Annotated in this window: 26 protein-coding genes and 1 pseudogene; 18 read left to right on the top strand and 9 right to left on the bottom strand. The window is 72.3% G+C overall.

The genetic code is table 11. The features are described from left to right. The first annotated feature begins 133 nt into the window (after nt 1–133). Together IH48_RS0101920 and thpR are read left to right on the top strand one after the other, a co-directional pair. Complete coding sequence (locus IH48_RS0101920) at nt 134–1417, top strand: MFS transporter (protein ID WP_051839099.1); 1284 nt, start codon at nt 134–136, stop codon at nt 1415–1417. 73 nt (nt 1418–1490) lie between these two features. Then, nucleotides 1491–2094, top strand: a pseudogene (thpR, locus tag IH48_RS32885) (RNA 2',3'-cyclic phosphodiesterase). 241 nt (nt 2095–2335) lie between these two features. Here thpR and IH48_RS0101905 read toward each other — a convergent pair. Next, on the bottom strand, nt 2336–3322 hold the full coding sequence (locus IH48_RS0101905; protein ID WP_030898182.1) for an aldo/keto reductase: 987 nt from the start codon (nt 3320–3322) through the stop codon (nt 2336–2338). A gap of 96 nt (nt 3323–3418) precedes the next feature. On the opposite strand from IH48_RS0101905, the gene IH48_RS0101900 reads away from it, so the two are divergent. Both IH48_RS0101900 and IH48_RS0101895 read left to right on the top strand, forming a co-directional pair. Beyond that, nucleotides 3419–3646, top strand: a complete 228-nt coding sequence (locus IH48_RS0101900; protein ID WP_158710222.1) for a hypothetical protein — start codon at nt 3419–3421, stop codon at nt 3644–3646. A 29-nt stretch (nt 3647–3675) separates the two neighbouring features. After that, nucleotides 3676–4287 carry a hypothetical protein gene (locus IH48_RS0101895; protein ID WP_030898179.1) on the top strand — a complete coding sequence of 204 codons (612 nt, stop codon included), beginning with the start codon at nt 3676–3678 and terminating at the stop codon, nt 4285–4287. A gap of 21 nt (nt 4288–4308) precedes the next feature. Here IH48_RS0101895 and IH48_RS0101890 read toward each other — a convergent pair whose 3' ends face one another. Then, nucleotides 4309–5025 carry a GDSL-type esterase/lipase family protein gene (locus IH48_RS0101890; protein WP_030898177.1) on the bottom strand — a complete coding sequence of 239 codons (717 nt, stop codon included), beginning with the start codon at nt 5023–5025 and terminating at the stop codon, nt 4309–4311. 57 nt (nt 5026–5082) lie between these two features. On the opposite strand from IH48_RS0101890, the gene IH48_RS0101885 reads away from it, so the two are divergent. After that, nucleotides 5083–6168 carry a WD40 repeat domain-containing protein gene (locus tag IH48_RS0101885; protein WP_234434089.1) on the top strand — a complete coding sequence of 362 codons (1086 nt, stop codon included), beginning with the start codon at nt 5083–5085 and terminating at the stop codon, nt 6166–6168. Between the two features lie 85 nt (nt 6169–6253). On the opposite strand, the gene serC is transcribed toward IH48_RS0101885, so the two are convergent. Further along, nucleotides 6254–7372 carry a phosphoserine transaminase gene (gene serC / locus IH48_RS0101880; RefSeq protein ID WP_030898174.1) on the bottom strand — a complete coding sequence of 373 codons (1119 nt, stop codon included), beginning with the start codon at nt 7370–7372 and terminating at the stop codon, nt 6254–6256. A 407-nt stretch (nt 7373–7779) separates the two neighbouring features. Between serC and IH48_RS0101875 the strand changes: the two genes are divergently transcribed. The 4 genes from IH48_RS0101875 (at nt 7780) to IH48_RS0101860 (ending at nt 12714) form a co-directional block, all read left to right on the top strand. Then, entirely contained in the window at nt 7780–8748 is a 969-nt protein-coding gene (locus IH48_RS0101875) for an EamA family transporter (RefSeq protein ID WP_030898172.1), read from the top strand. 152 nt (nt 8749–8900) lie between these two features. Further along, entirely contained in the window at nt 8901–9689 is a 789-nt protein-coding gene (locus IH48_RS0101870) for an enoyl-CoA hydratase family protein (RefSeq protein WP_078849393.1), read from the top strand. 517 nt (nt 9690–10206) lie between these two features. Next, nucleotides 10207–10875 carry a pyridoxamine 5'-phosphate oxidase gene (gene pdxH / locus IH48_RS0101865; RefSeq protein WP_030898168.1) on the top strand — a complete coding sequence of 223 codons (669 nt, stop codon included), beginning with the start codon at nt 10207–10209 and terminating at the stop codon, nt 10873–10875. A 432-nt stretch (nt 10876–11307) separates the two neighbouring features. After that, entirely contained in the window at nt 11308–12714 is a 1407-nt protein-coding gene (locus tag IH48_RS0101860; protein ID WP_030898165.1) for a PAS domain-containing protein, read from the top strand. A gap of 34 nt (nt 12715–12748) precedes the next feature. On the opposite strand, the gene IH48_RS0101855 is transcribed toward IH48_RS0101860, so the two are convergent. Continuing rightward, nucleotides 12749–13501, bottom strand: coding sequence for an SIS domain-containing protein (locus IH48_RS0101855; RefSeq protein ID WP_030898163.1), 753 nt, complete (start codon nt 13499–13501; stop codon nt 12749–12751). 121 nt (nt 13502–13622) lie between these two features. Here IH48_RS0101855 and IH48_RS0101850 point away from each other — a divergent pair, with 121 nt between their 5' ends. Next, nucleotides 13623–14057, top strand: a complete 435-nt coding sequence (locus tag IH48_RS0101850; RefSeq protein WP_420705433.1) for a helix-turn-helix domain-containing protein — start codon at nt 13623–13625, stop codon at nt 14055–14057. A gap of 34 nt (nt 14058–14091) precedes the next feature. Then, entirely contained in the window at nt 14092–14529 is a 438-nt protein-coding gene (locus IH48_RS0101845; RefSeq protein WP_030898160.1) for a VOC family protein, read from the top strand. A 26-nt stretch (nt 14530–14555) separates the two neighbouring features. Here the strand turns inward: IH48_RS0101845 and IH48_RS0101840 are convergent, their stop codons facing one another. After that, nucleotides 14556–15350, bottom strand: coding sequence for an SDR family oxidoreductase (locus tag IH48_RS0101840; RefSeq protein ID WP_199809870.1), 795 nt, complete (start codon nt 15348–15350; stop codon nt 14556–14558). Between the two features lie 117 nt (nt 15351–15467). Between IH48_RS0101840 and IH48_RS0101835 the strand changes: the two genes are divergently transcribed. Both IH48_RS0101835 and IH48_RS0101830 read left to right on the top strand, forming a co-directional pair. After that, the gene (locus IH48_RS0101835) at nt 15468–16433 is read left to right on the top strand and encodes a phosphotransferase family protein (RefSeq protein WP_030898156.1); all 966 of its coding nucleotides are present in this window, start codon (nt 15468–15470) and stop codon (nt 16431–16433) included. Between the two features lie 206 nt (nt 16434–16639). Continuing rightward, nucleotides 16640–17305, top strand: a complete 666-nt coding sequence (locus IH48_RS0101830) for a hypothetical protein (RefSeq protein WP_030898154.1) — start codon at nt 16640–16642, stop codon at nt 17303–17305. 14 nt (nt 17306–17319) lie between these two features. On the opposite strand, the gene IH48_RS34700 is transcribed toward IH48_RS0101830, so the two are convergent. Continuing rightward, nucleotides 17320–17532: a DUF6980 family protein gene (locus tag IH48_RS34700; protein ID WP_420705432.1), complete on the bottom strand. Its 213-nt coding sequence runs from the start codon at nt 17530–17532 to the stop codon at nt 17320–17322. Between the two features lie 218 nt (nt 17533–17750). After that, the gene (locus tag IH48_RS0101825) at nt 17751–18515 is read right to left on the bottom strand and encodes an alpha/beta hydrolase (RefSeq protein ID WP_030898151.1); all 765 of its coding nucleotides are present in this window, start codon (nt 18513–18515) and stop codon (nt 17751–17753) included. A 229-nt stretch (nt 18516–18744) separates the two neighbouring features. Between IH48_RS0101825 and IH48_RS0101820 the strand changes: the two genes are divergently transcribed. After that, a complete protein-coding gene (locus IH48_RS0101820) occupies nt 18745–19866 on the top strand; it encodes an NAD(P)-dependent oxidoreductase (protein ID WP_051838971.1) in 1122 nt (373 codons plus the stop codon). Here the strand turns inward: IH48_RS0101820 and IH48_RS0101815 are convergent. Then, complete coding sequence (locus tag IH48_RS0101815) at nt 19863–20309, bottom strand: ester cyclase (protein ID WP_234434088.1); 447 nt, start codon at nt 20307–20309, stop codon at nt 19863–19865. The genes IH48_RS0101820 and IH48_RS0101815 overlap by 4 nt on opposite strands. An 87-nt stretch (nt 20310–20396) precedes the next feature. Here IH48_RS0101815 and IH48_RS0101810 point away from each other — a divergent pair, with 87 nt between their 5' ends. Together IH48_RS0101810 and IH48_RS0101805 are read left to right on the top strand one after the other, a co-directional pair. Next, the gene (locus IH48_RS0101810) at nt 20397–21308 is read left to right on the top strand and encodes a LysR family transcriptional regulator (RefSeq protein ID WP_030898141.1); all 912 of its coding nucleotides are present in this window, start codon (nt 20397–20399) and stop codon (nt 21306–21308) included. Between the two features lie 93 nt (nt 21309–21401). Further along, entirely contained in the window at nt 21402–22019 is a 618-nt protein-coding gene (locus tag IH48_RS0101805; RefSeq protein WP_030898140.1) for a dihydrofolate reductase family protein, read from the top strand. Here IH48_RS0101805 and IH48_RS0101800 read toward each other — a convergent pair. Continuing rightward, on the bottom strand, nt 22001–22483 hold the full coding sequence (locus IH48_RS0101800) for an ATP-binding protein (RefSeq protein WP_078849460.1): 483 nt from the start codon (nt 22481–22483) through the stop codon (nt 22001–22003). The genes IH48_RS0101805 and IH48_RS0101800 overlap by 19 nt on opposite strands. 149 nt (nt 22484–22632) lie before the next feature. On the opposite strand from IH48_RS0101800, the gene IH48_RS0101795 reads away from it, so the two are divergent. Together IH48_RS0101795 and IH48_RS0101790 are read left to right on the top strand one after the other, a co-directional pair. After that, nucleotides 22633–23460 carry a helix-turn-helix domain-containing protein gene (locus IH48_RS0101795; RefSeq protein WP_030898134.1) on the top strand — a complete coding sequence of 276 codons (828 nt, stop codon included), beginning with the start codon at nt 22633–22635 and terminating at the stop codon, nt 23458–23460. Continuing rightward, complete coding sequence (locus IH48_RS0101790; protein WP_030898132.1) at nt 23457–23639, top strand: DUF397 domain-containing protein; 183 nt, start codon at nt 23457–23459, stop codon at nt 23637–23639. Before IH48_RS0101795 ends, IH48_RS0101790 begins: the two co-directional genes overlap by 4 nt. The last annotated feature ends 96 nt before the right edge of the window (nt 23640–23735 follow it).

Here is a 23735-nt window from a genome sequence, read left to right as displayed (position 1 = left end):
CCCCGCGGCTCCCGCCCTCTCGGCGGCCGCCTCCGCGGAGAGGGCGAAGGACGCCGCCCCGCACGCCGGGAGGCTCGGGAAGAGCACCACCGGCTCGGGCAGCGCCCTGCCGGACGCGGCCGCGACCGGCAGCATGTTCTCGTCCCTGAAGATCCGCAACTACCGGCTGTTCGCGACGGGCGCCGTCGTCTCCAACATCGGTACGTGGATGTCCCGGGTCACCCAGGACTGGCTGGTCCTCAGCCTCACCCACTCCTCGGCCGCCGTCGGCATCACGACGGCACTCCAGTTCCTGCCGATGCTGCTGTTCGGCCTGTACGGCGGCGTGATCGTCGACCGCTACCCCAAGCGCAGGCTGCTGCTCGTCACCCAGGGCTCCATGGGATTCTTCGGCGTCGTCCTGGCGGCGCTGACGCTCTCGGGACACGTGCAGGTCTGGCACGTCTACCTCATCGCGTTCTTCGTCGGCGTCGTGACGGTCGTCGACAACCCCACGCGCCAGTCCTTCGTGTCCGAGATGGTCGGGCCCAAGCAGGTGCGCAACGCGGTCAGCCTGAACTCGGCCAACTTCCAGACCGCCCGCCTCGTGGGACCCGCCGTCGCCGGCGTGCTGATCACGTCGATCGGCAGCGGCTACGCCTTCCTCTTCAACGGCCTCTCCTTCATCGCGCCCCTCGTCGGCCTCACGCTGATGCGCCCCGGGGAGCTGCAGCGGGGGCACACCGTCAAGCGCGGCAAGGGCCAGCTCAGAGAGGGCCTGCGCTACGTCAAGGGCCGTCCCGAGCTGATCGCGCCGATCGTGCTCGTCGGCTTCGTCGGCACGTTCGGGTTCAACTTCCCGATCTGGCTGACGGCCTTCGCCAACACCGTCTTCCACGGCGGCGCCGGCATGTACTCGCTGTTCAACATCCTCATCGCGGCGGGCTCGCTGATCGGCGCGCTCCTCGCGGCGCGCAGGCGCTCGACGCGGCTGCGCCTGCTGATCTTCGCGGCGGCCTCCTTCGGCCTGCTCGAGGTGCTCGTCTCGTTCTCGCCGTTCGTCTGGCTGTTCTGCCTGGTCCTCGTGCCGGTCGGGATGATGGGCATGACGAACAACATCAGCGCCAACACCACCGTGCAGATGGCCGCGGAGCCCGCGATGCGCGGCCGCGTGATGAGCCTCTACATGATGGTCTTCGTCGGCGGCACCCCGATCGGCGGCCCGCTGCTCGGCTGGGTGACGGACACGTTCGGCGCGCGCGTCGGCTTCGCGGCGGGCGGCGCTGTCACGCTGATCGCGGCGCTGGTGATCGGGTGCGTGCTGGTACGGGTGATCGGAGTGCGGCCGAAGATGGGCCTGCGCAACGGGATGCCGTACGTGGAGCTCGTGCCGCGCCCCGGCAGTCGCGCGGAGGGCGAACTGGCCTCGGCGGCCTGACGGACGGCCGCGGCGCTCGCACTGACGGGCAGCGTGTGGCCGCGGGCTCGCGTCCTCTGCTTGGCTGGAGGGCGTGAGACTCTTCGTGGCCGTGCTGCCGCCCGACGACGCCGTGGCGGTCCTGGCGCGCGCCGTCACGCCGCTGCGCGAGCTGCCGGGCGCCGGCGGCCTGCGGTGGACCGGGCGCGCCTCGTGGCACTTCACGCTCGCCTTCCTCGGGGAGGTCGACGGCGGCGTGCTTCCCGCGCTCGACGAGCGGCTGGCGCGCGCGGCCGGGCGCTGCGCGCCGTTCCCGCTGCGGCGGCCGGTTCGGCGCCGCGACCCTGTGGGCGGGCGCGGCCGGCGGCATCCCCGAGCTGCGGCGGCTGGCCGAGCGCGCGTCGGCCGCTGCCCGCCGTGCCGGGGCGGCCGGGACGGGGGACGAGACGGCGGGCGGGCACCGCGCCTTCCACCCGCACGTGACGCTCGCACGGGCACGCGGCGGCCGCGGGGGAGCGGATCGAGCCGACCGGGCGGACCTGCGGCCGTACGTGGCGGCGCTCGAACCCGTCGAGAGCGCGACCTGGCAGGTGGCCGAGGTGTGCCTCGTCCGCAGCCACCTGCCGGACGGCCGGACGCCGGGCGAGGCGCGCCGGTACGAGACCCTCGCCCGGTGGGCGCTGGGACGGGGCGGTTAATCTCGAAGCGTGGACCCGAATACCCGGAACCGGATCATGGCCGGTGTGCTGCTGCTGCTCTTCGCGATCGTCGCGGTGACGGCCGCGCTGCACTGAGGGCCGACGCGACCGAGGGCCGACGCGACCGAGGGCCGAGGGCCGCCTTTTCGCGGACGATGTGGCGGACGGGGCGGGGCGGCAGCCGACAGGGCTGCCGCCCCGCCCCGTCGCCATACGCACAGGACGCGGAACGCCGTGCGCACTACCAGGCGAACGCCTCGGGCGACGGTCCCGGCCCGGGGAAGATCTCGTCCAGGCTCGCCAGGACCTCGTCGGAGAGCTTGAGGTCCACGGCGCGCAGCCCGGACTCCAGCTGCTCCATGGTGCGCGGGCCGACGATGGGTCCCGTGACCCCGGGGCGGGTCAGCAGCCACGCGAGCGCGGCCTCGCCCGGCTCGATGCCGTGCTTGCCGAGCAGGTCCTCGTACGCCTGCACCTTCTCGCGCAGGGCGGGGGAGTCCTTGAGGCGGCTCACGGAGCGGCCGCCCTCACCGCCGCGCTCGCGCTCCTTGCGGAGCACGCCGCCCAGCAGCCCGCTCTGCAGCGGCGACCACGGGATCACACCGAGGCCGTACTCGCGCGCGGCCGGGATGACCTCCATCTCGGCGCGGCGCTCGATCAGGTTGTACAGGCACTGCTCGCTGACGAGCCCGACCTTGCCGCGCTGCCTGGCGGCCTCGTTGGCCTGCGCGATCTTGTAGCCGGGGAAGTTGGACGAGCCCGCGTAGAGGATCTTGCCCTGCTGGATCAGGACCTCGATGGCCTGCCAGATCTCCTCGAACGGTGTGTTCCGGTCGACGTGGTGGAACTGGTAGATGTCGATGTGATCGGTCTGGAGCCGCTTGAGGCTCGCCTCGACCGCCCGGCGGATGTTGACGGCCGACAGCCGGTGGTGGTTCGGCCAGGGCGCGCCGGCTGCCATGTTGCCGTTGACCTTGGTCGCGAGGACGACCTTGTCCCGGCGGTCGCCGCCCTTGGCGAACCAGGTGCCGATGATCTTCTCGGTGCGGCCCTTGTTCTCGCCCCAGCCGTAGACGTTGGCCGTGTCGAAATAGTTCACGCCCGCGTCAAGGGCGGCGTCCATGATCGTGTGGCTGTCGGCCTCGTCCGTCAGGGGGCCGAAGTTCATGGTCCCGAGGACGATGCGGCTGACCTCGAGGCCCGTGCGTCCGAGCTGCGTGTACTCCATGGACCCAAGCCAACGCGTTGGAGCGGACTCAAGGCAAGAGCGCGTTCGCCCGTGTGCCGGGACGCCGGGTGGTCGTAGGCTGCGAGGGGCGGTGCCGTGCGGGCACGGGAGGACGGGGTCGTGATGGACGAGCGCGACGAGCACAGCAGGACGGCCAACAGCGGCCACGAGGACGACGGTGGCGGCGAGCCCGCCTGCATGCTGGAGCTCGTCTGCCCCGAGTGCGGGCAGGTCAGGGGCGACGCGGGCGCACAGCGGCCCTGCCAGGCGTGCGGGGCGGGAACACCGTCCGCGCCGAACCGGGGCGCGGCCCGTAAGCAGTAGACGGCGGAAAAGGACACAGGGGGGCGGGCGTGACGGACGCGGTGCTGGTCGCGGGTGGACGGGAGCGGGCGCTGCGCCGGCTGGTGGGGGACCTCGCGGGGTGGTGGGGCCGGCGGCCCGCCGTGCGTCCCGCGGACATCACGGTGGCGCACTCGTCGGCGCTGCGCACGACGGTGTTCCTGGTCGTCGGGGGCGAGCTGTTCACCGAGGGCCTGATGGACGTCTCGATGCTGCCGCCGGCCTGGCAGCCGTACCACATCGTGTGGATGGCGCTGGTCGTCGACGCGTGCGTGGCCTTCACGGCGCTCACCAAGCGCAACCCGCACCGCGTGACGCCGTCCGGCGAACTCGTCGTGCGCGCCGGGCTGTTCGACGAGATCACACTGCCGCTCGCCGCCGTCGCGTCCGTGGGCCGAGAGTGGGTGACCGCGCCGGGGCGCGGCATCCGCCCGGTGCCGGGCCGGGACGGCAGCGTGGTGTGCACGGTGGCGGGCACGGCGGACCTGGTGGTGGAGCTCGCGGAACCGGCCGAGCTGCGCAGGGCCGACGGCTCCTCGCTGACCGTGCGGCGCCTGCACCTGTCGGCGGACAGGCCCGCGGACGCACACCGCGCGCTCGCAGCCGCCGTACGGGGTGCGTGAGCGAGGCCGCCGTGACGGGACCTACGCGCTGTCCGCACCCGCCGGCAGCCCGGCCGGCGCCGCCGTGGCCCGGGGGCGGGCGCCGTGCAGGGTGTGGGCGAAGGCGGCTGCCAGCTTGCGTTCGCCCGACGGCGAGGGGTGCGTGCCGTCGTACGTGTCCCGGCCGATGTCGTACGAGACGGGCGGCGCGGTCGGCGGCGCCGCGAGGAGCAACGGGGAGCCGGGCATGGTGAGTTCGCCGAGCGTGGCGGCCAGCAGGCCGTTGAAGCGCTCTACTTCGGCCGCGAACAGGACGTCCGTCCGAGCCCGCACGTTGGGGACGACGGGCAGCACCACGGCCCGTATCCGCGCGTCGGCGGCACGCGCCTCGTCGACGAACCGCCGCACGTTCCCGATGGTCTGCGCGCTGTCCGTGTAGAAGCCCAGGTCGATCAGGCCGAGGGAGACGAGCAGGACATCCGGACCGTGGTCGCGCACGGCGGCGCGCACGCGGCCCGCCATGTGCAGCCAGCCCTCGCCCCACGCGGCGAGGTGCGGCGAGTCGCCGCACCGGGCACCCGCGCGCCGGCTCCCCGGCTCCTCGTACTGCCCGGTCCATGGGCCGACCACCTCGGCATGACCGGCACCGCCGGCGACGCACCTGCGGCAGTGCAGCAGGTGCCGGCCCATCCAGTGCCGCCAGGTGAGGTCGCGGGTGCGGCCGACGGTCATGGAGTCGCCGACGAACATGAAGCGCATCCGATCATCATCCCGTGCGCTTCCCGGCGCCGTGACCGGGGATGGCAGGCTGTGCGCATGCGCCCCCGCTGCCTGCCGCACCCGCCGCGCCCCTCGCGCCCGCCGTCCCGGTTCGGCCGCGCGGCCGCGGCCCTCGCCTCCGCCGTTGCCGCCGCCCTGCTGGCCGCCGCCACGGTCGTACTGGCCCCGGCGGCCACGGCGTTCGCGGACGGCGGCGGCGCCGACCAGAGCTTCACCATCAAGGACCCGCGCATCACGGAGTCCAGCGGACTCGCCGCGAGCCACATCCACCCCGGCATCTACTGGACGCACAACGACAGCGGCGACGGCCCGTACGTCTACGCCGTCGACTCCAGGACCGGCGAGACCGTCGCCCGGATCACCATGCGCGGCGTCGGCACCCCGCGCGACGTCGAGGCGATCTCCGTCGGCCCCGACGACGACGTGTACGTGGGCGACATCGGCGACAACCTGAACGGCGCCTGGGACCACGTGTGGATCTACCGCTTCCACGAGCCGAAGCACCTCGGGGACCAGACGGTCGACGCCACGCAGTTCACGGTGAAGTACGCGGACGGCCCGAGGAACGCCGAGTCGCTGATGGTCGACCCCGACACCGGACGCGTCTACATCGCGTCGAAGAACGAGGACGGCGGCGGGCTGTACGAGGGTCCGGCCCACCTCACCTCGTCGGGTACGAACATCTTCCGGCGGATCGGAGACGTCCCGTGGGTCACGGACGGCGCGTTCTCGCCCGACGGGAAGCAACTGGTGCTGCGGTCGTACCTCGGCGCGTACGGCTACCAGTGGCACGACGGGCACCTCGGCGCGAAGTTCTCCGTGGACGCGCCGTTCCAGGGGCAATCGGAGTCGGTGACGTACACGAGGGACGGCAAGGCCCTCATGTTCGGCTCCGAGGGGAAAGACAGCCAGGTCGAGCGGGTGGACCTCAAGGAGGCGGTGCCGAAGGGCGGGAGCTATACGCACCCTGGGCACACAAGCAGTCGCACGACGCCCGGCTCCGGCGGCATGTCGTCCAAGGGGAACGCGGTCGTGGGCGCGGCGGTGGTGCTCGTCGTGCTGCTGCTGTTCTTCGGCCTCAAGCGGCGGCGGCGCTCGTCGCCACGGAAGCACCGGCAGTAGCGGACGCGGCGGAAACGCCGAGGGCCCGGCGAAGGCGGTCCGTGGATCGCCGGTGCCGGGCCCTCGGGCGGCTCGCCGCCGTGGGTCAGAGGCGCTCGACGACGTAGTCGACGCACGCCGTCAGCGCCTCGACGTCCGCCGGGTCGACCGCAGGGAACATCGCGACGCGCAGCTGGTTGCGGCCCAGCTTGCGGTACGGCTCGGTGTCCACGATCCCGTTCGCGCGCAGCGCCTTGGCGATGGCGGCGGCGTCGATGTCGTCGGAGAAGTCGATGGTGCCGACGACCGCCGAGCGCTTCGCCGGGTCGGTGACGAACGGCGTCGCGTGCTTGGACGCCTCGGCCCAGCCGTAGAGGTTGCGGGCCGAGGCGGCGGTGCGGCGCGTCGACCAGTCCAGGCCGCCCTGGCCGTTGATCCACTTCAGCTGCTCGTTGAGCAGGAAGAGGGTCGCGAGCGCGGGGGTGTTGTACGTCTGGTTCTTCTGCGAGTTGTCGATCGCCGTGGGCAGCGAGAAGAACTCGGGCACGTGGCGCCCGGAGCCGTGCACGCGCGCGGCGCGCTCCAGGGCCGCGGGCGAGAAGACGCCCACCCACAGGCCGCCGTCGGACGCGAACGACTTCTGTGGCGCGAAGTAGTAGACGTCGGTCTGCGTGATGTCGACCGGCAGGCCGCCCGCGCCGGACGTGGCGTCCACGAGGACGAGCGAGCCGGCGTCGCCGCCCGGCACGCGCTTGATCGGCGTGGCGACGCCCGTGGACGTCTCGTTGTGGGTCAGCGCGTAGACGTCCACGCCCTGCTCGGCCGTGGGCTCGGGGTGCGTGCCCGGGTCGGCGGAGACGACGGTGGGCTCGGCCAGCCAGGGCGCGAGCTTGGCCGCCTTCGCGAACTTCGACGAGAACTCGCCGAACGTGAGGTGCTGCGACTTGTTCTCGATGAGCCCGTGGGTCGCGACGTCCCAGAAGGCGGTGGAGCCGCCGTTGCCGAGGATGACCTCGTACCCGTCGGGCAGGGAGAAGAGGCTCCTGACGCCGTCGCGCACCTCGCCGACGAGGTTCTTGACGGGGGCCTGGCGGTGGGACGTGCCGAGGAGGGACGTGCCGGTGGCGGCCAGTGCGTCGACCGCTTCCGTGCGCACCTTGGAGGGGCCCGAGCCGAATCGGCCGTCGGCGGGCTTGATGTCAGCGGGAATCTGAATGTCGGCCACGGAGCGGAGCGTAGTCCTTCGGGCGCAGGGGGGTAGATCGTGTCCGTCGGATGAGATGCGGGCAGGGTGGGCACTCGCAAGCGGCTCGAAGAGCCATCCGTGAGGGGCGGTGGTCGGGCGACGGGTGGGCGCCCGGAGCGGCGGACGGGGCGTGGCACGCCGGGGCCGGACGCGGCGGCGGAGTGTGCCGTTCCGTGGCGGAGCGTGCCGTTCCGCTGTGGTGCCGGCGGCCGGTACCGTGACGTTGTGGCCTGCCACTGACGTCACCCGACCGTGTGAGCGGCAGCGGTTCACCCCGGTGGCACCCGCAGGGTGCATACGGTGTCCTTCGGACTTGCCGCCGGGCAGTACATTGGACTCCTTGTTCAACGCAATGTACTGCCCCTGGATGGCGTCGGAGGTTTTCGGTGGATGCGTCGTCGGTCCCGGCCGGGCCCGCAGCGGCAGTCCCGGCAGCGGCCGGTCCCGCCCTGGCCGGAACGGTCTCAACCGACCCGCGCGGCGGACGCGGCGGCCGTCACCGGCAGTCGTACGGCGCGCTCGGCCTCGTGCTTTCCGGCTGCGTGTCCGTCCAGTTCGGCGCCGCGCTCGCGGTGTCCCTCATGGGCAGGACGGGCGTGCTCGGCATCGTCGCCCTGCGGCTCGTCCTCGCGGCGCTCGTGCTCCTCGCGGTGTGCCGCCCGTCCCTGCGCGGGCACTCGCGCGCCGACTGGACGACCGTGCTGGTCTTCGGCGCCGTGCTCGCCGCGATGAACGGCTGCTTCTACGAGGCCGTCGACCGCATCCCGCTCGGCGCCGGCGTGACCCTTGAGGTGCTCGGCCCGCTCGCCCTCTCCGTGATCGCGTCGCGGCGGCTCGTCAACGTGGTCTGGGCCGTCTGCGCGCTCGCCGGCGTCGTTCTGCTCAGCGGGGTCGCGGGCGGCGGCATCGGGCCGCTCGACCCCGTCGGGATCGCCTTCGGGCTGGCCGCCGCGGTCATGTGGGGCACATACATCGTCTTCAGCGCGCGCACCGGCCGCCGCTTCCCGCAGGCCGACGGGCTCGCCCTCGCCATGGCTTTCGGCGCGCTGCTCGCGCTGCCGTTCGGCATCGTCGACAGCGGCTCCGCGATGCTCTCGCCCACGACCGTCGGACTCGCGCTGGGCGTCGCCGTGATGTCGTCTGTCCTCCCGTACACCTTCGAACTGCTGGCGCTGCGGCGGCTGCCCGCCGCCACGTTCGCCATCCTGATGAGCCTCGAACCGGCCATCGCGGCGACCGCCGGCTTCCTCGTACTCCACCAGGCGGTGACCCTGGTGGACGCCGTCGCCATCGCGCTGGTGATCGGCGCGAGCGTCGGCGCGATCCGCACGCAGTTCAAGACCCTGGGGAACTGAGCGGTCACCGGGAGAAGCGGCGCGCCCGCCCCAACCCCTCTGGGAACACGGCCGGGAGGGCATACATTGTGCGTCTCCCGGCCCAGTGATCCCAAGGGTTCCGGGGCCCCGGCGCCGACCGGGGAGGCCGACCGACAGCGAAGGAAGATCACGTGGCGGGACATTCGACAGCACGGGGCACGGGCGCCGGGCCGGCGGATCCCGGCGGGCCGGCCGTCACCTCCGCACACGAGCGCGGCATCACGACGCTGACCCTCGACTCGCCCGCGAACCGCAACGCGCTGTCGGCGCGCCTGGTACGGGAGTTGGCCGACGCGCTCTCCCGGTGCGCCCAGGACCCGGCCGTACGCGCCGTGGTGCTGACGCACGCGGGGACGACGTTCAGCGCGGGCGCGGACCTCAAGAGCCCGGCCAACCCGTACACGTTCGTCGCGCTCATGCGGCAGCTCGTCGAGCTGCCGAAGCCGGTGGTGGCGCGGATCAGCGGCCACGTGCGCGCGGGCGGCATCGGCCTTGTCGGGGCGTGCGACATGGCGGTCGCCGACCGCGGCTCCGACTTCGCGTTCACGGAGGTCCGCATCGGCGTCGCGCCCGCCGTGATCTCGATGCCGCTGCTGCCGCGGGTCGATCCGCGTGCCGCGTCCCGCTACTACCTGACGGGCGAGCGGTTCGACGCGGCCGCGGCGCAGGCCGCGGGGCTGCTCACGGCGGTGGGCGACGACGTCGACGAGGTGCTCGCGCCCCTCGTCGACGGCCTGCGCCGCGCGTCGCCGCGCGGGCTCGCCGAGGCGAAGAAACTCCTCACCGCGGAGGTGCTCGAACACTTCGACCGGCACGCGGAGGACCTGGTGCAGCGGTCGGCGTCGTACTTCACGACGGCGGAGGCGAGGGAGGGGATCGCGGCGTTCATGGAACGCCGCGATCCGGCGTGGGTGCGGTAGCGGCCCGGGGCGCCGGGCCGGGGGCGCCCGCCCCTGGGCCGTGCCGGCCGGACTCCGGCCAGGCGGCCGGGGGCGCCGGCCCATCGGCTCGTGCCCGGCCGAGCTCCGGGCAGGCGGCCAGGGGGCGCGCTGCCGACCAGCCGCGCGTGTGTGGCGCGCAGGGTGCCGTGGCGGGCCGCGCCCGGCCTGCCGCCGGCCCGCGTGCCCTCGTCGCCGTCCGGCACGAGGCCGGTCCGCTCGGCCGCCGGCCGGTCTGTGCGCTGCGTCGCGATCCATCCCCGCCGCCGGACCCGGCACTCGCGCCCACGGGCTGGGGGCGCCGCGCCCCATGGGCCGTGCGGCCCGATCCCCGGGGGTCGCTGAGGGCGCCGCACTCCACGGGCCCGGCCCGGCCGAGCCGCGGCCGTGTGGCGGGAGCCATTGCGGCCACCGGGGGGGCGGGGCGTTGCCCGCACGGGTACCGGTCACCCGGGCCCGGGCTTCGCCCGGGGGCCGCAGCGCTCCGCGCTGCGGCAGGATGTCACCCGTGCCCCACGAGAATCCGGATCCCGCCGTCATGCGCGAGCACTACCGTTCCGTCCTCCTCCACGAGTCCGACCTCGCCGCCACGCCCATGGAGCAGTTCGACCGCTGGTTCGGCGACGCCGCCGACCGCGGCCTGCCCGAGCCGAACGCCATGGTCGTGTCCACCGCGGACACCGACGGGCGCCCGTCGTCCCGCACGGTGCTGATGAAGCGGTTCGACGAGCGCGGGTTCGTCTTCTACACCAACTACACGTCGCGCAAGGGCACCGAGCTCGCCGCCAACCCGCACGTCTCGCTGCTCTTCCCCTGGCACCGCATCGCGCGCCAGGTGATCGTCACGGGCACCGCGGAGCGCGTGGGGCGCGACGAGACCGCCGCGTACTTCCGCACCAGGCCGCACGGTTCGCAGCTCGGCGCGTGGGCCAGCGAGCAGTCGTCCGTGATCCCGTCGCGCGAGAAGCTGATGGAGCGCTACGAGCAGCTCGCCGAGCGCTACCCCGAGGGCGAGCAGGTGCCGGTGCCGCCGCAGTGGGGCGGCTTCCGGGTCACGCCCGTGAGCGTCGAGTTCTGGCAGGGGCACGAGAACCGGCTGCACGACCGGCTGCGCTACGTGCAGCAGGAGGAGGGCCGGGGCTGGCGCGTGGAGCGGCTCTGCCCCTGACAGCCGCTGACCCGCCCGCGCCCGCGCAACGTCGCGGGAACGCAGAAACCCGCGGGCTCGGGTCCCTCCGGAGAGGGAGCCGGCCGGACGTACCGGCGAGCCCGCGGGTCGGTGACTGCTTGGGATTTCGGCCGGCGGAGCCGGCACCGCACAGAGTGCGACGAACGGGCGCTAGCCCGCAGTCACCTCACGCGTCCGGTTGTCATACATCTGCCGAACCACCTCCCTTCTCGTGTACTGCAACCCTAGGAAACCCGGCCCCGGCCGACAAGCGTTTTTTGCCGCGGGACTGTCCACAGGCGAGCGCGATACGATTTTCGGGAACCTCGTGTGTGCCGCGTCACGTCCAGTGGAATGATCGCAGTGGATGGCTGTGATCGGTCTTGCGCGGCCGGCGGCCACAGGCGGAGACGTCCTGCAGGGGGTGCCAGGATGAGTGCTTCCCGGAGCGAGACCACGGACGCGGCAGGCCCGGACGAACCCGGGTCCGACCTGCTCGCCGCGCTGCTCGACGGCATGGACGCGGCGCTGTGCGCGTTCGACGCGGGCGGCGTCATCACCCACTGGAACCGCGAGGCCGAGCGGATACTCGGCTGGTCGGCCGCCGAGGCCGTGGGGCGGCACGGGTTCGCCGGCTGGGCGGCACGCACCGCCGACGCGGACGACGTGCTGGCCCGCCTGATGGCCGCCATGGACAGCGAGGGGCGGCACGTCCACGAGTTCGCGCTGCTGCGCAAGGACGGCGGCCGGGTCCTGCTGCGCACGCAGTCCGCGGGCGTGCGCGGCGCCGACGGCAAGCCCGCCGGCGTGTACTGCGCGTTCAGCGAGGTGCACGCCCAGATCGACCTGGAGCGATCCATCGCCCTGAGCGAGGCGCTGTTCGCCGACGCGTCGTGGGGCGTCGTCCTCGTCGACGTCGACCTGCGCCCCACGGTCGTCAACACGCACGCGGCACGCGCGCTCGGCTCCGGCCGCACCACGGTGCTCGGCAGGCCGCTGGGCGAGATGGTCGTCCAGGGCGTCGAGGAACTGGAGGCCGCGCTCCACCACGTGCTCGCGGAGGGCGCGCCGACGGGGCTCGCCGAGCTGTGGGTGACGATCCGCACGGCGGACGGCGAGCGGCGCCGCTGCTGGCGCAGCGGGTTCCTGCGCCTGGCGTCCCCGCTCGCGGAGGAGCCGGTGCCGCTCGGCGTCGGATGGCTGTTCACGGACGTGACGGAGGCGAGGCTGGCGGCGCAGGAGGCGGACCGGCTGCGGTTCCGCTCCAACCAGCTCCACCGCGCGGCCCGCGCCGCCGCCGAGTGCGAGGACGCGCGCGAGGCGGCCACCACCTACCTCGACTTCGCGCTCGCCGGCTTCGCCGACCACGCGCTGGTCGACCTCGTCGCCGACAGGCCGGGAGCCGGCCCTCCCCAGGCGCCGTCGCTCGACGCGGCGGATCCGGACGCGCCCGTACGGCTGGTGCGCGCGGCCGCGTCGCCGACCGGCGGCTCGGGGCCCGTCGTGCAGAGCGCGGGCGGCGGCATCCCGGTGCGCTACCTGGACGGCCACCCGGCGCTGCGCGCGATGGAGCGGATCGGCTCGGTGCGCACGAGCGCCCCGCCGTCGCCGCCCGCCCAGTCCCCGACATGGGCGGCGGCACGCCAGTGGCCCACCGACACGGTCCACGCGCTGTGCACGGTGCTGCGCAGCAGGGGCAGATCGCTCGGGGTGGTGACGTTCCTGCGGGGCGGCAGCAGATCCGCTTTCGAACGGTCGGACGCGGTGTACGCGGAGGACGTGACGATCAGGGTGGCCGCGGCCCTCGACCTGGCGCGCACGCTCCGCGACGACAGCTGACCCTGCGCGCCCCGCCGTCCGCTCCCGCCCCGGCTCAGTGCCAGAAGATGCGGTCGGCGTTCTCCGCGATGATCTGCCGGTTCCAGTCGGTGCCGCCGTCGATGTTGCCCGAGCGCAGCAGCGGCGGCTCGATGCCACGAGCCGCGAGGGTCTCGGCCGCGGTGGCCATGACGGCCTGCATGAGCGCGCTGGTCACGACGGTGGACGCGGGCGCGAACGGCGCGGTGACGCCCTCGGCCGTCAACTCGGCGTCGCCGACGGCGATCTTGCTGTCGAGGACGATGTCGCAGTGGTCCTTGAGGAAGGTGCCGGTGGCGCTGCGCGAAGTCGTCTCGGTCGCGTAGGTGACGGACGTGACGCCGATGACGGTCAGGCCCCGCTCGCGCGCGTGCGCGGCCATCTCGACGGGCAGGACGTTGCGCCCCGAGAGCGAGACGACCACGAGCACGTCGCCCGCGGCGGCCGGCGAGCTGTCCAGCACGGTGGTGGCGAGCCCCTCGACGCGCTCAAGCGCGGAGCCGAGCGTCGCGGGCCGCACGTCGATGCCGGTCATGCCGGGCACGGACAGCAGGTTCATCAGGGCGAGCCCGCCCGCACGGTAGACGACGTCCTGCGCGGCGAGCGACGAGTGCCCGGCGCCGAACGCGAACAGCCGCCGCCCGGCCGCCACGGCGTCCGCGATGGCCGCACCGGCGGCCGCGATGCTCGCGCCCTCCTCGTCCCGCAGGCGCTCCAGCAGCCCGATGGCGGCGCCGATGAACCGGTCTGCGGTGCTGCGGTCGTCCATGCGTGGCCCTCCTGCGGTGCCGGTCGGCACGCACCAGGACTGGCGCGTGCCGCGGATCACCTTCGGTCGGCAGCCTCCCGGTGTCAACCGGCCCCGACGCGGGCCCAGCACAATGGGAGGCGTGGCCCACGTACCGACCGCTCGCCATCTGCTGCGCGCCAGGGATCTCGCCGACGCCCGCTACGCCGATGCGCTCACGGTCGCGGACATGGCGCAAGCCGCCGCACTCTCCCGGGCCCACTTCAGCCGCGCCTTCAAGGCCGCCTTCGGGGAGTCGCCGCACCAGTACCTCCTGACCCGGCGCTTGGAGCGGGCCGCCGCCCTGCTGCTCGCGACCGACTGGACGGTGGCCGAGGTCGGCGTCGCCGTGGGCGTGCAGAGCATCAGCTCGTTCACGACGAGTTTCCGCAGGATGTACGGCATGCCCCCGCAGGCCTACCGCGCGGCGCACCCGCCCGCCGCACGGCACGTGCGCATTCCGCGCTGTGTGGCCATGGCGTACGGACGGCCGCGCAACCGCACGTTTCGAGAAGACACGCGGGCGCCGACTGCCTAGCGTCGATTCCAGGCAACCGACGCTGGGAGCAGCCATGACGAAGGTCAAGATCGCCAACGCGCAGTTCTGGGTGCACGACCAGGACGAGGCGCTCGACTTCTACACGCGCAAGCTCGGCTGGGAGGTCCGGGCGGACGTGACGATGGAGGCGTGGAACTTCCGATGGCTGTGCGTCGGCCCGCCCGGTGGGGACGGCCCCGCGCTGGTGCTGATGCCGGTACCCGGGCAGCCGATGCTGGACGACGAGAGCAGCGCCCACCTCTCGGACCTGGTGGCCAAGGGCGCCGGCGGGACGCTGTTCCTGGAGACCGACGACTGCAAGGCCGCGTACGAGGAGCTGTCCGCCCGCGGCGTCGAGTTCAACGACCCCCCGACGGCGCAGCCGTACGGGATCGACACGTCGTTCCGCGATCCGTCGGGCAACAACGTCCGCCTGACGCAGATGCTGGAGTTCGACCCGGACCGGCGGTGACCCCGGCTGCCCCGGCCCTCAGTGGGCTACGCCAACCCGCCATTGCTGGCGAGCAGTTGCCCGTTGACCCACTGGCCGCGCGGTGAGCAGAGGAAGTCCACGAGGTGGGCGGCGTCCCGGGGTGTGCCCAGCCGGGCCAGGGGCGTGCGTTCCTCGACCGTCGCACGCAGGCCCTCGTCCATCCAACCGGTGTCCACCGGCCCCGGGTTGACCACGTTGGCCGTGACGCCGAGGTGGGCGAACTCCTGGGCGGCGGCGAGCGTGATGCGGTCGAGGGCGCCCTTGCTGGCTCCGTAGGGCAGATTGTGCACGGTGTGATCGCTGGTGAGCGCGACGATGCGGCCCGTCCCGAAGTCGCCGCGGAAGCGCCGTCCGAACTCGCGGATCAGCAGCCAGGTGCCGCGCGCGTTGACCGCGAAGTGCCGGTCGAAGCTCTCCACGGTGGTATCGAGCAGGCCCGAGTCGACGGACTCGCAGTGGCACATGACCAAGGCGGTCACGCCTCCTTGCCCCTGCTCGACCGCGTCGAAGATCCGCTCGGCGCTGCCGGGATCGGCCAGGTCGGCCTCCACGGCGAGCGCGGCGCCGCCGTGTTCCGCGAGGGCGGCGGACACATCACGGACGGCGCCCGCCTCGGCGCCCCACGGCATGCGGTCGTCGTAGGGCGCCCAGTAGGTGAACGCGACGTCCCACCCGGACTCCGCGAGCCGGGTCGCGACGGCGGCACCGATGCCGACGGTCCGGCCGACCCCGGTGACGAGCGCCACGGAGCGGCGGGACGCTTTGGAAGCGGGGGCTGGCTCGTCACGGATCGCGGTCACAGCAGCCGATGGTCGGGCAGACACCAGGGAGCGCGCAACCGGGTTTGGGGCGGCGCCGATGGTGCGGAACCCGTAACTCGCTGGCGGGCGCAGCCGGCGGCGTGGTGGGGTGGCACGGTGTTCAACGACGACGATGAGGTAGCGGCCGTTCGACCTCTGACGCTGGCCTGGGCGAGCCGGTATCTGGAGCCCGGAGAGCGCATTGTCGGGGCCGAGGCGCTGCGCGGCGGCATCACCGCCGAAATGCGGAGGCTGGCCATCGGAGGCCAGGACGGTGGCACCCGGCACCTGGTGCTGCGCACCTTCGTCGATCCGTACTACGTCGAGCGCGCCGAGGACCTGCTGCACAGGGAAGTCGGCGCGCTGACACTGCTGGCCGGGACCGGCGTACCGGCTCCTGCTCTGGTCGCGGTCGATCCGGCTGCCGCACACTGCGAGTACCCGTCACTCCTCATGACGCATCTGGAGGGCCGACCGGCGCTCGACGACGAGGGGTTGGCGACGCGCGTACCGTTGCTGGCACGCCAACTTGTGGCGATCCACGCGCTGCGGCCCGTCGAGCGGCCCCGTGACTATGTGGCGCTGACGACCGCCGACACCGTCGTGGTTCCCGAGGGGGCCGACGCGCAGGCGTGGGCCGCGGCGATCGACGTGATCCGTGTGCCGGCGCCGGCCTACGAAGGGCGGTTCCTGCACCGGGACTTCCAGCCCGGCAACGTGCTGTTCGACACGGACCCCTCCGGGCCGGCGGACACGCGGATCACTGGCGTCGTCGACTGGGCAGCGACCTCCTGGGGCCCGGCGGACCTCGATGTGGCGCACTGCGCCACCACTCTCGCGCTGCTGCACGGCACGGTGTGGGGTCAGCGGTTCGCCGAAGCGTACGAGGAGGCCGGCGGGATGCTGGCCGCCGCCGCGGATGAGCGGCTGTACTGGCTGGTGCGGGACGCACTGGCAAGCTCGGAGGAGGTGTCGTCGGTGGCGCAGGCATGGCGGGAGGCAGGCAGGACGGAGCTGACGACGCGAGCCGTGGAGGAGCGGCTGGACGCCTATGTCACTGCCCTGATGGACGCGCGGGGCTGAGCACAGGGCGGGGCGCCCTGCTCACCCCGCACATCGCCGGAGTGACCCGTACCGCCGTGGCGGAGGCGGCACTCCGCTGAGCGGACCGTATGGCCGCCCTGCTCGCCGGACGCCCGGAGGGCGTGCCGGTGGTGACACCCGGGACTCAGTTCGTCGCTTGAGTCTCTAACCCGATGTGCTGAATCGAAGTGGTAAAGGAGTCTGCGATGGAGCTGATGCCGGACAGCGATTCGCTGGGCGGTATGCGTGCCGTCCTGGAGGAACCCCAGGCGATCCTGGGCTATGAGCCCCAGGATGGCTTCCCCGACCGTTGCTGGGTCCTGCACAGCCTCACCCTGAGGGGTGAACCAGTGCGGTGGAACGCTATGCTGGCGCCCGTCGGAAAGAGCCTGGAGGACTGGCAGTACACCCCGGGCTGGAGGGTTTTTGACGGGCTGGGCCTGCCCGACGATCTGCAGGGGCCTGCTCCTGGGGAAATCGACCGCCACAGCCTGACTCATCTGATCCGGGTGCTCGCTTGCCACAGCCCCGAAGGCCCTCGGACGGAGTGCTATTGGGCGCAGGCGGCGATCGAGAGCGTCGGAGACCCGATCCCGGCTCGCCGGGGGCGGCTGGACGAGGGCCTGGCTCGCCATGAGGCCTGTGTCGGACCCAATCGGACTACCAGTAAGCAGTTCCCCGCGCACTGGTGGCCCGTGGACGGGTCCTGGTTCGTCCTGACCGACTGGGACCTCAGCGCGACAGAGGTGTTCGGGCCGCCGGCTCTGATCACTGATCTTCTTGGCGACGACATGCTGGAGGCTGTACGTCACCCGAGCGTTGCCGAGGTGCAGGGCAATTCCGCGCAATGGCGCGAGTCCCAAGCGTCGTGACGGCCGCTGGCCCCTCAGCCCTGAGGCGGGGCGGCGAGCCAGCGGGCGTCCTGGAACTCGGCCGTGACTTCGTCCTCCCACGGATCGATCCCACGGCGTTCCAGTTCGTCGAACCATCGGTCCCGCTGTGATGCGGGCAGGCGTCGTCCGCACCAGGGGCAGAAATCGATAGTGGCGCCCGATGTGCCGCCGTCGTGGATGATCAGCGTTTGCAGCAGGGCAACCACCGGGTTGGGGCGGTGTGGCCACCCGAGGCTGCGGCCTGCGTGCCAGTCCGTGGTTGTTGGCTACTGTGCCGAGATGCTGCATGTAGAGATCAACGGCGCTGCTCCTTCAATAGCCGACCTGCACCGTGCCGTGGGACGTCGTTTGATGGTGGCGCCCCGCATGCCGGGACTGCGGTCGCGGCGCCCGGCATGCGAGCCGGACGCCGCTACCGCGGACGTCACGCCGACGCGGTGACGGCTCCGCCGAGGTGCCGGGCGAAGAACCGGACCGCGCTGTCGGCCTCGAACCGGGGCAGCTCCTTGTGCATGCCCGAGTTCACGTGCAACGACTTCTCCTTCGAGGCGAAGGCGTCGAACAGCGCGAGACCCTCCTCGCGCGAGATGTGCTCATCGTCCCACTGCAGATCGAACTCGATCGGGATGGTGATCTGCTTCGCCTTCTCGGCCAGAACGTCGGGCCAGTGCTGGCCGAAGACCGCGGCCGTGATCCGGGGGTCGGCTGCCACGAACGGCACGCCGATCGCGGTGCCCATGTTGATGCCCCAGTAGCCGACCGGCCCCTCGGCGCCGATCTCCGGGAGTCCCTGGAGGGCGTCCAGGGTCGCCTGGTACTCGGGCACGGACAGCTGCGCCAAGTGGTCGTTGTACCGGACGACGATCGGGCCCTCCGGCTCGCCGGCCGCCCGCGCCCGGAACAGCTCGGCGATTTCCGCCTCGTCGTGCGCGGTGCGCGGACGATCGCCATGACCGGGCGCGTCGACGACGGCGACATGGAAGCCGCAGCCCGTCACCAAGCGCTGTGCCCGTCCGGACATGGCCGGGTGCTTCTTGTGGTTGCCGCCGCCATGGCCCATCAGGACCAGGGGCGCACGATCGGAACCGGCAGCCGGTGACCAGAGAACGCCGGGGACATCACCCACGGTGAAGTCACGTTCCAGTATGCCGTGCGACGACGATTCGGCGGTGAACTGAAGAGAGGACATAGGTGTTGCCTTTCGGGAGTGCCGTGTTGTCAGGCGCTCCCGGCGACGCCTATGTCAGTCGCCAGGCCGTGACGGGAACGGGGAGCACCCACGTCGATACAGCGTTCATGGGTCTCACCTCCTCGGGCGGTGTCACGGTCGACTGGAAGCTACCGCACTGCACTTCATCCCTTCAACCCAATAAAGTCCTGCTGCGAGGCTGGCGGACCGAAACGGGGGGCGTACGCGCATGGGGGAGCGACGGGCGCAAGCGCGCGTGCTGTTGCTGGACGCCGCGCCCGGGGACCTCCTCGGCCGTGAGCTGGAGCGCCTCCTCGGGCACGGCCTGGACGTCACACTGAACCTCCGGCGCATCACCGACTCGGCTGACACACGGGCCAAGTGGGCGGGCCGGGTCGATCTCGTGGACTTCGACCTCTTCGACGAGCGGGCCACGACCGCCGAGTTCGTGCGCGACGGGCGCGGCTACGACGCGGTCAAGTCCCGCGCGGGTGCGCCTCTTCGCGCCGGGCTCATCGCCGCCGCCACCGACCCCGTGCTGGCACACCCGCTCCGCGTGATCGGCCGGGCAGGCGCGGGCACCGACCACGTCGACCTGGCCGCCGCAGCCCGCCACAGTGTGACCGTCACGCACACACCGGGCTCCAACGCCGACGCCGTGGCCGAATTCGCCCTGGCTCAGCTCCTCGCCCTGACCCGCGACCTGGCCACCCACAACGGTGCCGCACATCAGGGGCGTTGGGGCACACCGACCGTTCCCCCGCCGCAACTCGCAGAGCTGACCCTGGGCGTCGTGGGCCTCGGCCGGATCGGACGGGCACTGGCCGCGCGCGCGACCGCGCTGGGCATGGCCGTCCAGTACTTCTCGCGCAATCCGGTACCGACGCCGATCCGCCGCGCGGACACCCTGCACGACCTCCTGTCCACCAGCGACGTGGTGTCACTGCACCTGCCACTCACAGACACCACCCGTGGCCTGATCGGCCGAATGGAACTGGCGAGCATGCGCAGGGGCGCCGTCCTGCTGAATACCGCGCGCGGCGGGATCGTCGACGAGCAGGCGCTGGCCGACGCGCTCCGCGACCCGGCGCACCCGCCGGCAGCCGCCGCCGTCGACACCTTCGGCCACGAGCACGCGGCCTTCGCCTCGCCGTTGTTCGGCGTCCCCGGCGCACTGCTCACACCGCACATCGCCGGAGTGACCCGCACCGCCATGGCCGAGGCGGCGATCCGCTGCGCGGACCACATGGCAGCCCTGCTCGCCGGGCGCCCCGATGGCGTGCCGGTGGCGACACCCGCAACGGGGTGCGCAGGCGGCGCAACCAAGCCGCCCTGGCGGCCGCCCGGCTAGCTTCCTTCGGCGCCCAGCCGGCGCAGCAGGCCGCGGTTGTCCGTGCGTACCCACTCCTCGACGAGGCGTCCACGGTCGTCGAACCGGAAGATGTTGATCAGGTCGAACACGATGCGTTTGCCGTTGGGCGGCAGCGGGCCGGCCGGCGACTGGGTGAACTCGCGGACGAAGGTGCCTTCGATCCATGTCTGGCAAGCCAGGTGGTCACCTTCGGCCACCACGATGCCGCGCCGGATCGCCCGGTCGTCGAAGGCCTCGCGCACGGAGTCGAAGTAGGCGGTGAGCCCGGCGAAGTCGCTCTCGAAGCCGTCAGGCCCGTGGAAGCGGAACTTCTCCGTGTCGAAGTACGTCGCGGTCTCGGCCGGGTCCTCGCCCGACACCTCCAGCTCACCCGCACGGATCAGTCGTGCTACGAGCTCGTTTCGCGTGAATCGCTGTGTCATGTCTCCAGCCTGCCCGCCTCCAGCCATGCGGTCCAACGATGATTCCGCACGGTTTCCATGACAAACATGCATGGTAGGTTCGCGGTCATGGCTGAGTTCACCCTTGCGGGCCTCCGCGTCGTTCAGCAGGTCGCGGCCACGGGATCGTTCACTCGGGCCGCCGAGATGCTCGGCTACACGCAGTCGGCCGTCTCCCGCCAGGTCGCCGCCATGGAGGCGGCGGCAGGTGCACCGGTCTTCGACCGCCGGCGCAGAGGCGTGGCACTCACCCCGGCGGGCCAGGTGCTGATCCGCCGTGCGACGGAGATCCTCGCCGACGTCGCGGCGACCGAGATGGAGCTCGCCGGTCTGCGTGACCGGCTCGCAGGCCGCCTCACTGTCGGTGCCTACCCCACGGCCGCCATGGCGTTGGTCCCGCGGGCGATGGCACAGGTGGTGGCCGATCATCCGGGGCTCGCTGTGATCCTTTCGGAGGCCTCGACGCCCGCCCTGCTCCGGCGGCTGCGGCTCGGCCGGCTGGACGCGGCGGTCATCGGGGTCGGCCACGGCCTGCCGGACTACGACCTGAGCGAACTGCGGCAGACCACAGTGCTCCAGGGCGATCTTCTGGTGGCTGTCCCGGACACGCACCGGTTCGCCGGCCACGTCGGCATCACCGTGCCCGATCTCGCCCAGGAGCACTGGATCGCCGGGGACGGCGCCGCGGGCGAGCCGCAGTTCGGAGCCTGGCCGACCCTGCCGGATCCCCGCATCGCCCACACCGCGCGCAGCTGGTCGACCCGCCTCGGCCTGGTCGCGGCCGGCCTGGGCATCACTGTCATCCCGGACGTGGCCCTACCGGCCCTGCCGACAGGCGTACGTGCCGTGGCCGTCACCGACAGCTCCTGGGCCGGGCGCGCGACGGTCGCCGTGACCCAGCCCCGTCCTTCCACCCAGGCGCAGGCGATGGTGACGGCCCTGCAGAACCAGGCCGCCTCTCTCCGCAACGCCAACGCCTGATCCGGGGCCGTCTCGGATCTCCCGGCGGGCGGACTGGCGGTGGAACCCGTCGCGAGGCGATGAATTCGGGCGGCCGATCGGGTCTGCCCTGGTATGACTCGCATCATCGCTGACATCTCGGTCTCTCTCGACGGCTTCGTCACCGGCCCCGATCCCGGCCTCGACAACGGTCTGGGCACCGGCGGTGAGGCCCTGCACACGTGGGCGTTCTCCGACGACCCCGACGACCGCCGCATCCTGCGCGAGGGGACCGCCCGCTCCGGCGCCGTCATCCTCGGACGGCGTCTCTTCGACATCGTCGACGGGCCGAAGGGCTGGGACGACACGACCGGGTACGGCGCCGGCGAGGTCGGCAAGCCCGCGTTCGTCGTCGTGACGAGCTCGCCGCCGGAGTCGGTGCGGACAAGCGGCCTGGACTGGACGTTCGTCACCACCGGCCTGCCCGACGCCGTCGCCGCCGCGCGCGAGCGTGCCGAGGCTGCGTCGTCCGACAGCGACAAGGAGCTCGACGTCGTCCTCATGGGCGGCGGCGCCACGGTCGGCTCCGCCCTCGCCGCCGGGCTGGTCGACGTGTTGACGCTGCACCTCGCGCCCGTCGTGCTGGGCGCCGGGACGCCACTGTCCACCGCCGGAGTGCAACGCAGGCTCGTGCAGCGGAGCGTGGTCCCGACGTCGACCGCGACGCACCTGACCTACGACATCGCCCGGTGATGGCATTCTGACGTTCGCAGTGCAGTGTGCACGTACTGCGCCCACACCGTCTTGCCCGGACCGTGCCGACGCGGATACCAGCCCCACGTATCCGCCAGGCAGTCCACGATCGTGAGCCCGCGCCCCGACTCCGCGAGCGGCGCGTCCGACGCCGGGATGCGTCGCTCCGGCTCGCGTTCCGGCCGGGTGTCGGTTACCTCGACGCGTACGGTGTTGCCCGCCAGCCGCAGCAGCAGGTGGAAGTCCCGCCCGGCCACCCGCCCGTGCTGCACGGCGTTCGCGCCGAGCTCGGCCACGATCGCGAGTGCGGTCTCGTTCGCCGTCGAGTCGTAGGGCAGGCCCCAGGCGTTGAGCCGGTGGGCGGTCAGCCGCCGCGCCAGCCGGGCGCCTCGGGGAGTCGAGCTGAACCTCATGCCGAACTCGCGTTCCACCACCGGCTCCTCGATCTTCACGATTTCCTCCATCACGCCGACCACGGTCTCGTTGGTGGCGTAGCGTGACCAGTGGTGACGCACGGACATGGTGGCCTTGTAGGTGTGTGTGCGGCACGGGTACGAGGCACGCCGAGTGAGCTAAGGGGACGGGTGTGGACACCGATGAACGAGACGCCGTGATGGAGGACTTCACGACGCCGGACGGTGGAGAGGCGGGTGGTGTCGTCAGCGCCTTCGGGCGGCAACTGAAGCTGTTAAGGCAACGCGCGGGCCTCGAACGCGACGCGTTCGGCAAGCTCGTCGGCTACTCGCCCTCCAGCATCGCGTCGTTCGAGCAGGGGCGCCGCATTCCGTCGCCGCACGCGATTGACAAGGCGGACGAGGTCCTGGACGCGGGCGGCCTCCTCAAGGCGATGAAGGAGGAGGTCGCCAAGGCCCAGTACCCGGCGTTCTTCCGGGACATGGCCGTGCTTGAGGCCAAGGCCGTAGGCCTATGCGCGTATGCGGTTCAGGCTGTGCCTGGTCTGCTCCAGACCGAGGAGTACGCGCGGGCAGTCCTACAGATGCGCCGTCCGGTCCTCGGCGACGAGATGATCGAGCAGCGGGTCATGGCGCGTCTGGCTCGCCAGGAGATCTACTCCCGGCGCCAGCCTCCGCTGCTCAGCTTCCTGATCGAGGAGGCGGTGCTGCACCGGCCGATCGGTGGACAGACTGTGTTGCGCGGCCAGTTGGAGCAGATCCTTCTCCTTGCGCACCATCGCAACGTCGATGTCCAGGTCATGCCGACCGACCGGGAGGACCATGCGGGCCTGGACGGTGCGTTCACTATGATCGACACGGATTCGGGTCGCCGACTGGCGTACGCCGAGGCGCAGGGGGACAGTCGTCTCTACAGTGACCACGTGAAGGTCCACGAGCTCGGGTCGCGGTACGGGATTCTCCGAGCGCAGGCACTCACCCCGCGTGAGTCGCTGGCCCACATCGAGGGACTCCTGGGAGTGACATGACCGAGCTGGCCTGGTTCAAGAGCAGCTACAGCGGTAGCGAGGGCGGCGAATGCGTCGAGGTCGCCGCCTGCGACACCGCCTCCGCCGTGCACGTGCGTGACTCGAAGCGGACGAGCGGGCCGATACTGACCGTCGAGCCCGCCGCGTGGGAGAGGTTCGTCGTGCTCGTGCGCGACTGACGATCGCCGAGGCCGTCGTACGTCCGCGTACGGCGGCCTCCGCGCGCGTACAGCGCAGCGAAAAAGGATTGGACGGGCCCATGTCGTGGCTTGTAG

Source organism: Streptomyces sp. NRRL F-5126 (assembly GCF_000721265.1).
In the GTDB taxonomy this organism is placed as follows: domain Bacteria; phylum Actinomycetota; class Actinomycetes; order Streptomycetales; family Streptomycetaceae; genus Streptomyces.
This window is presented reverse-complemented; position numbering and strand designations above follow the sequence as displayed.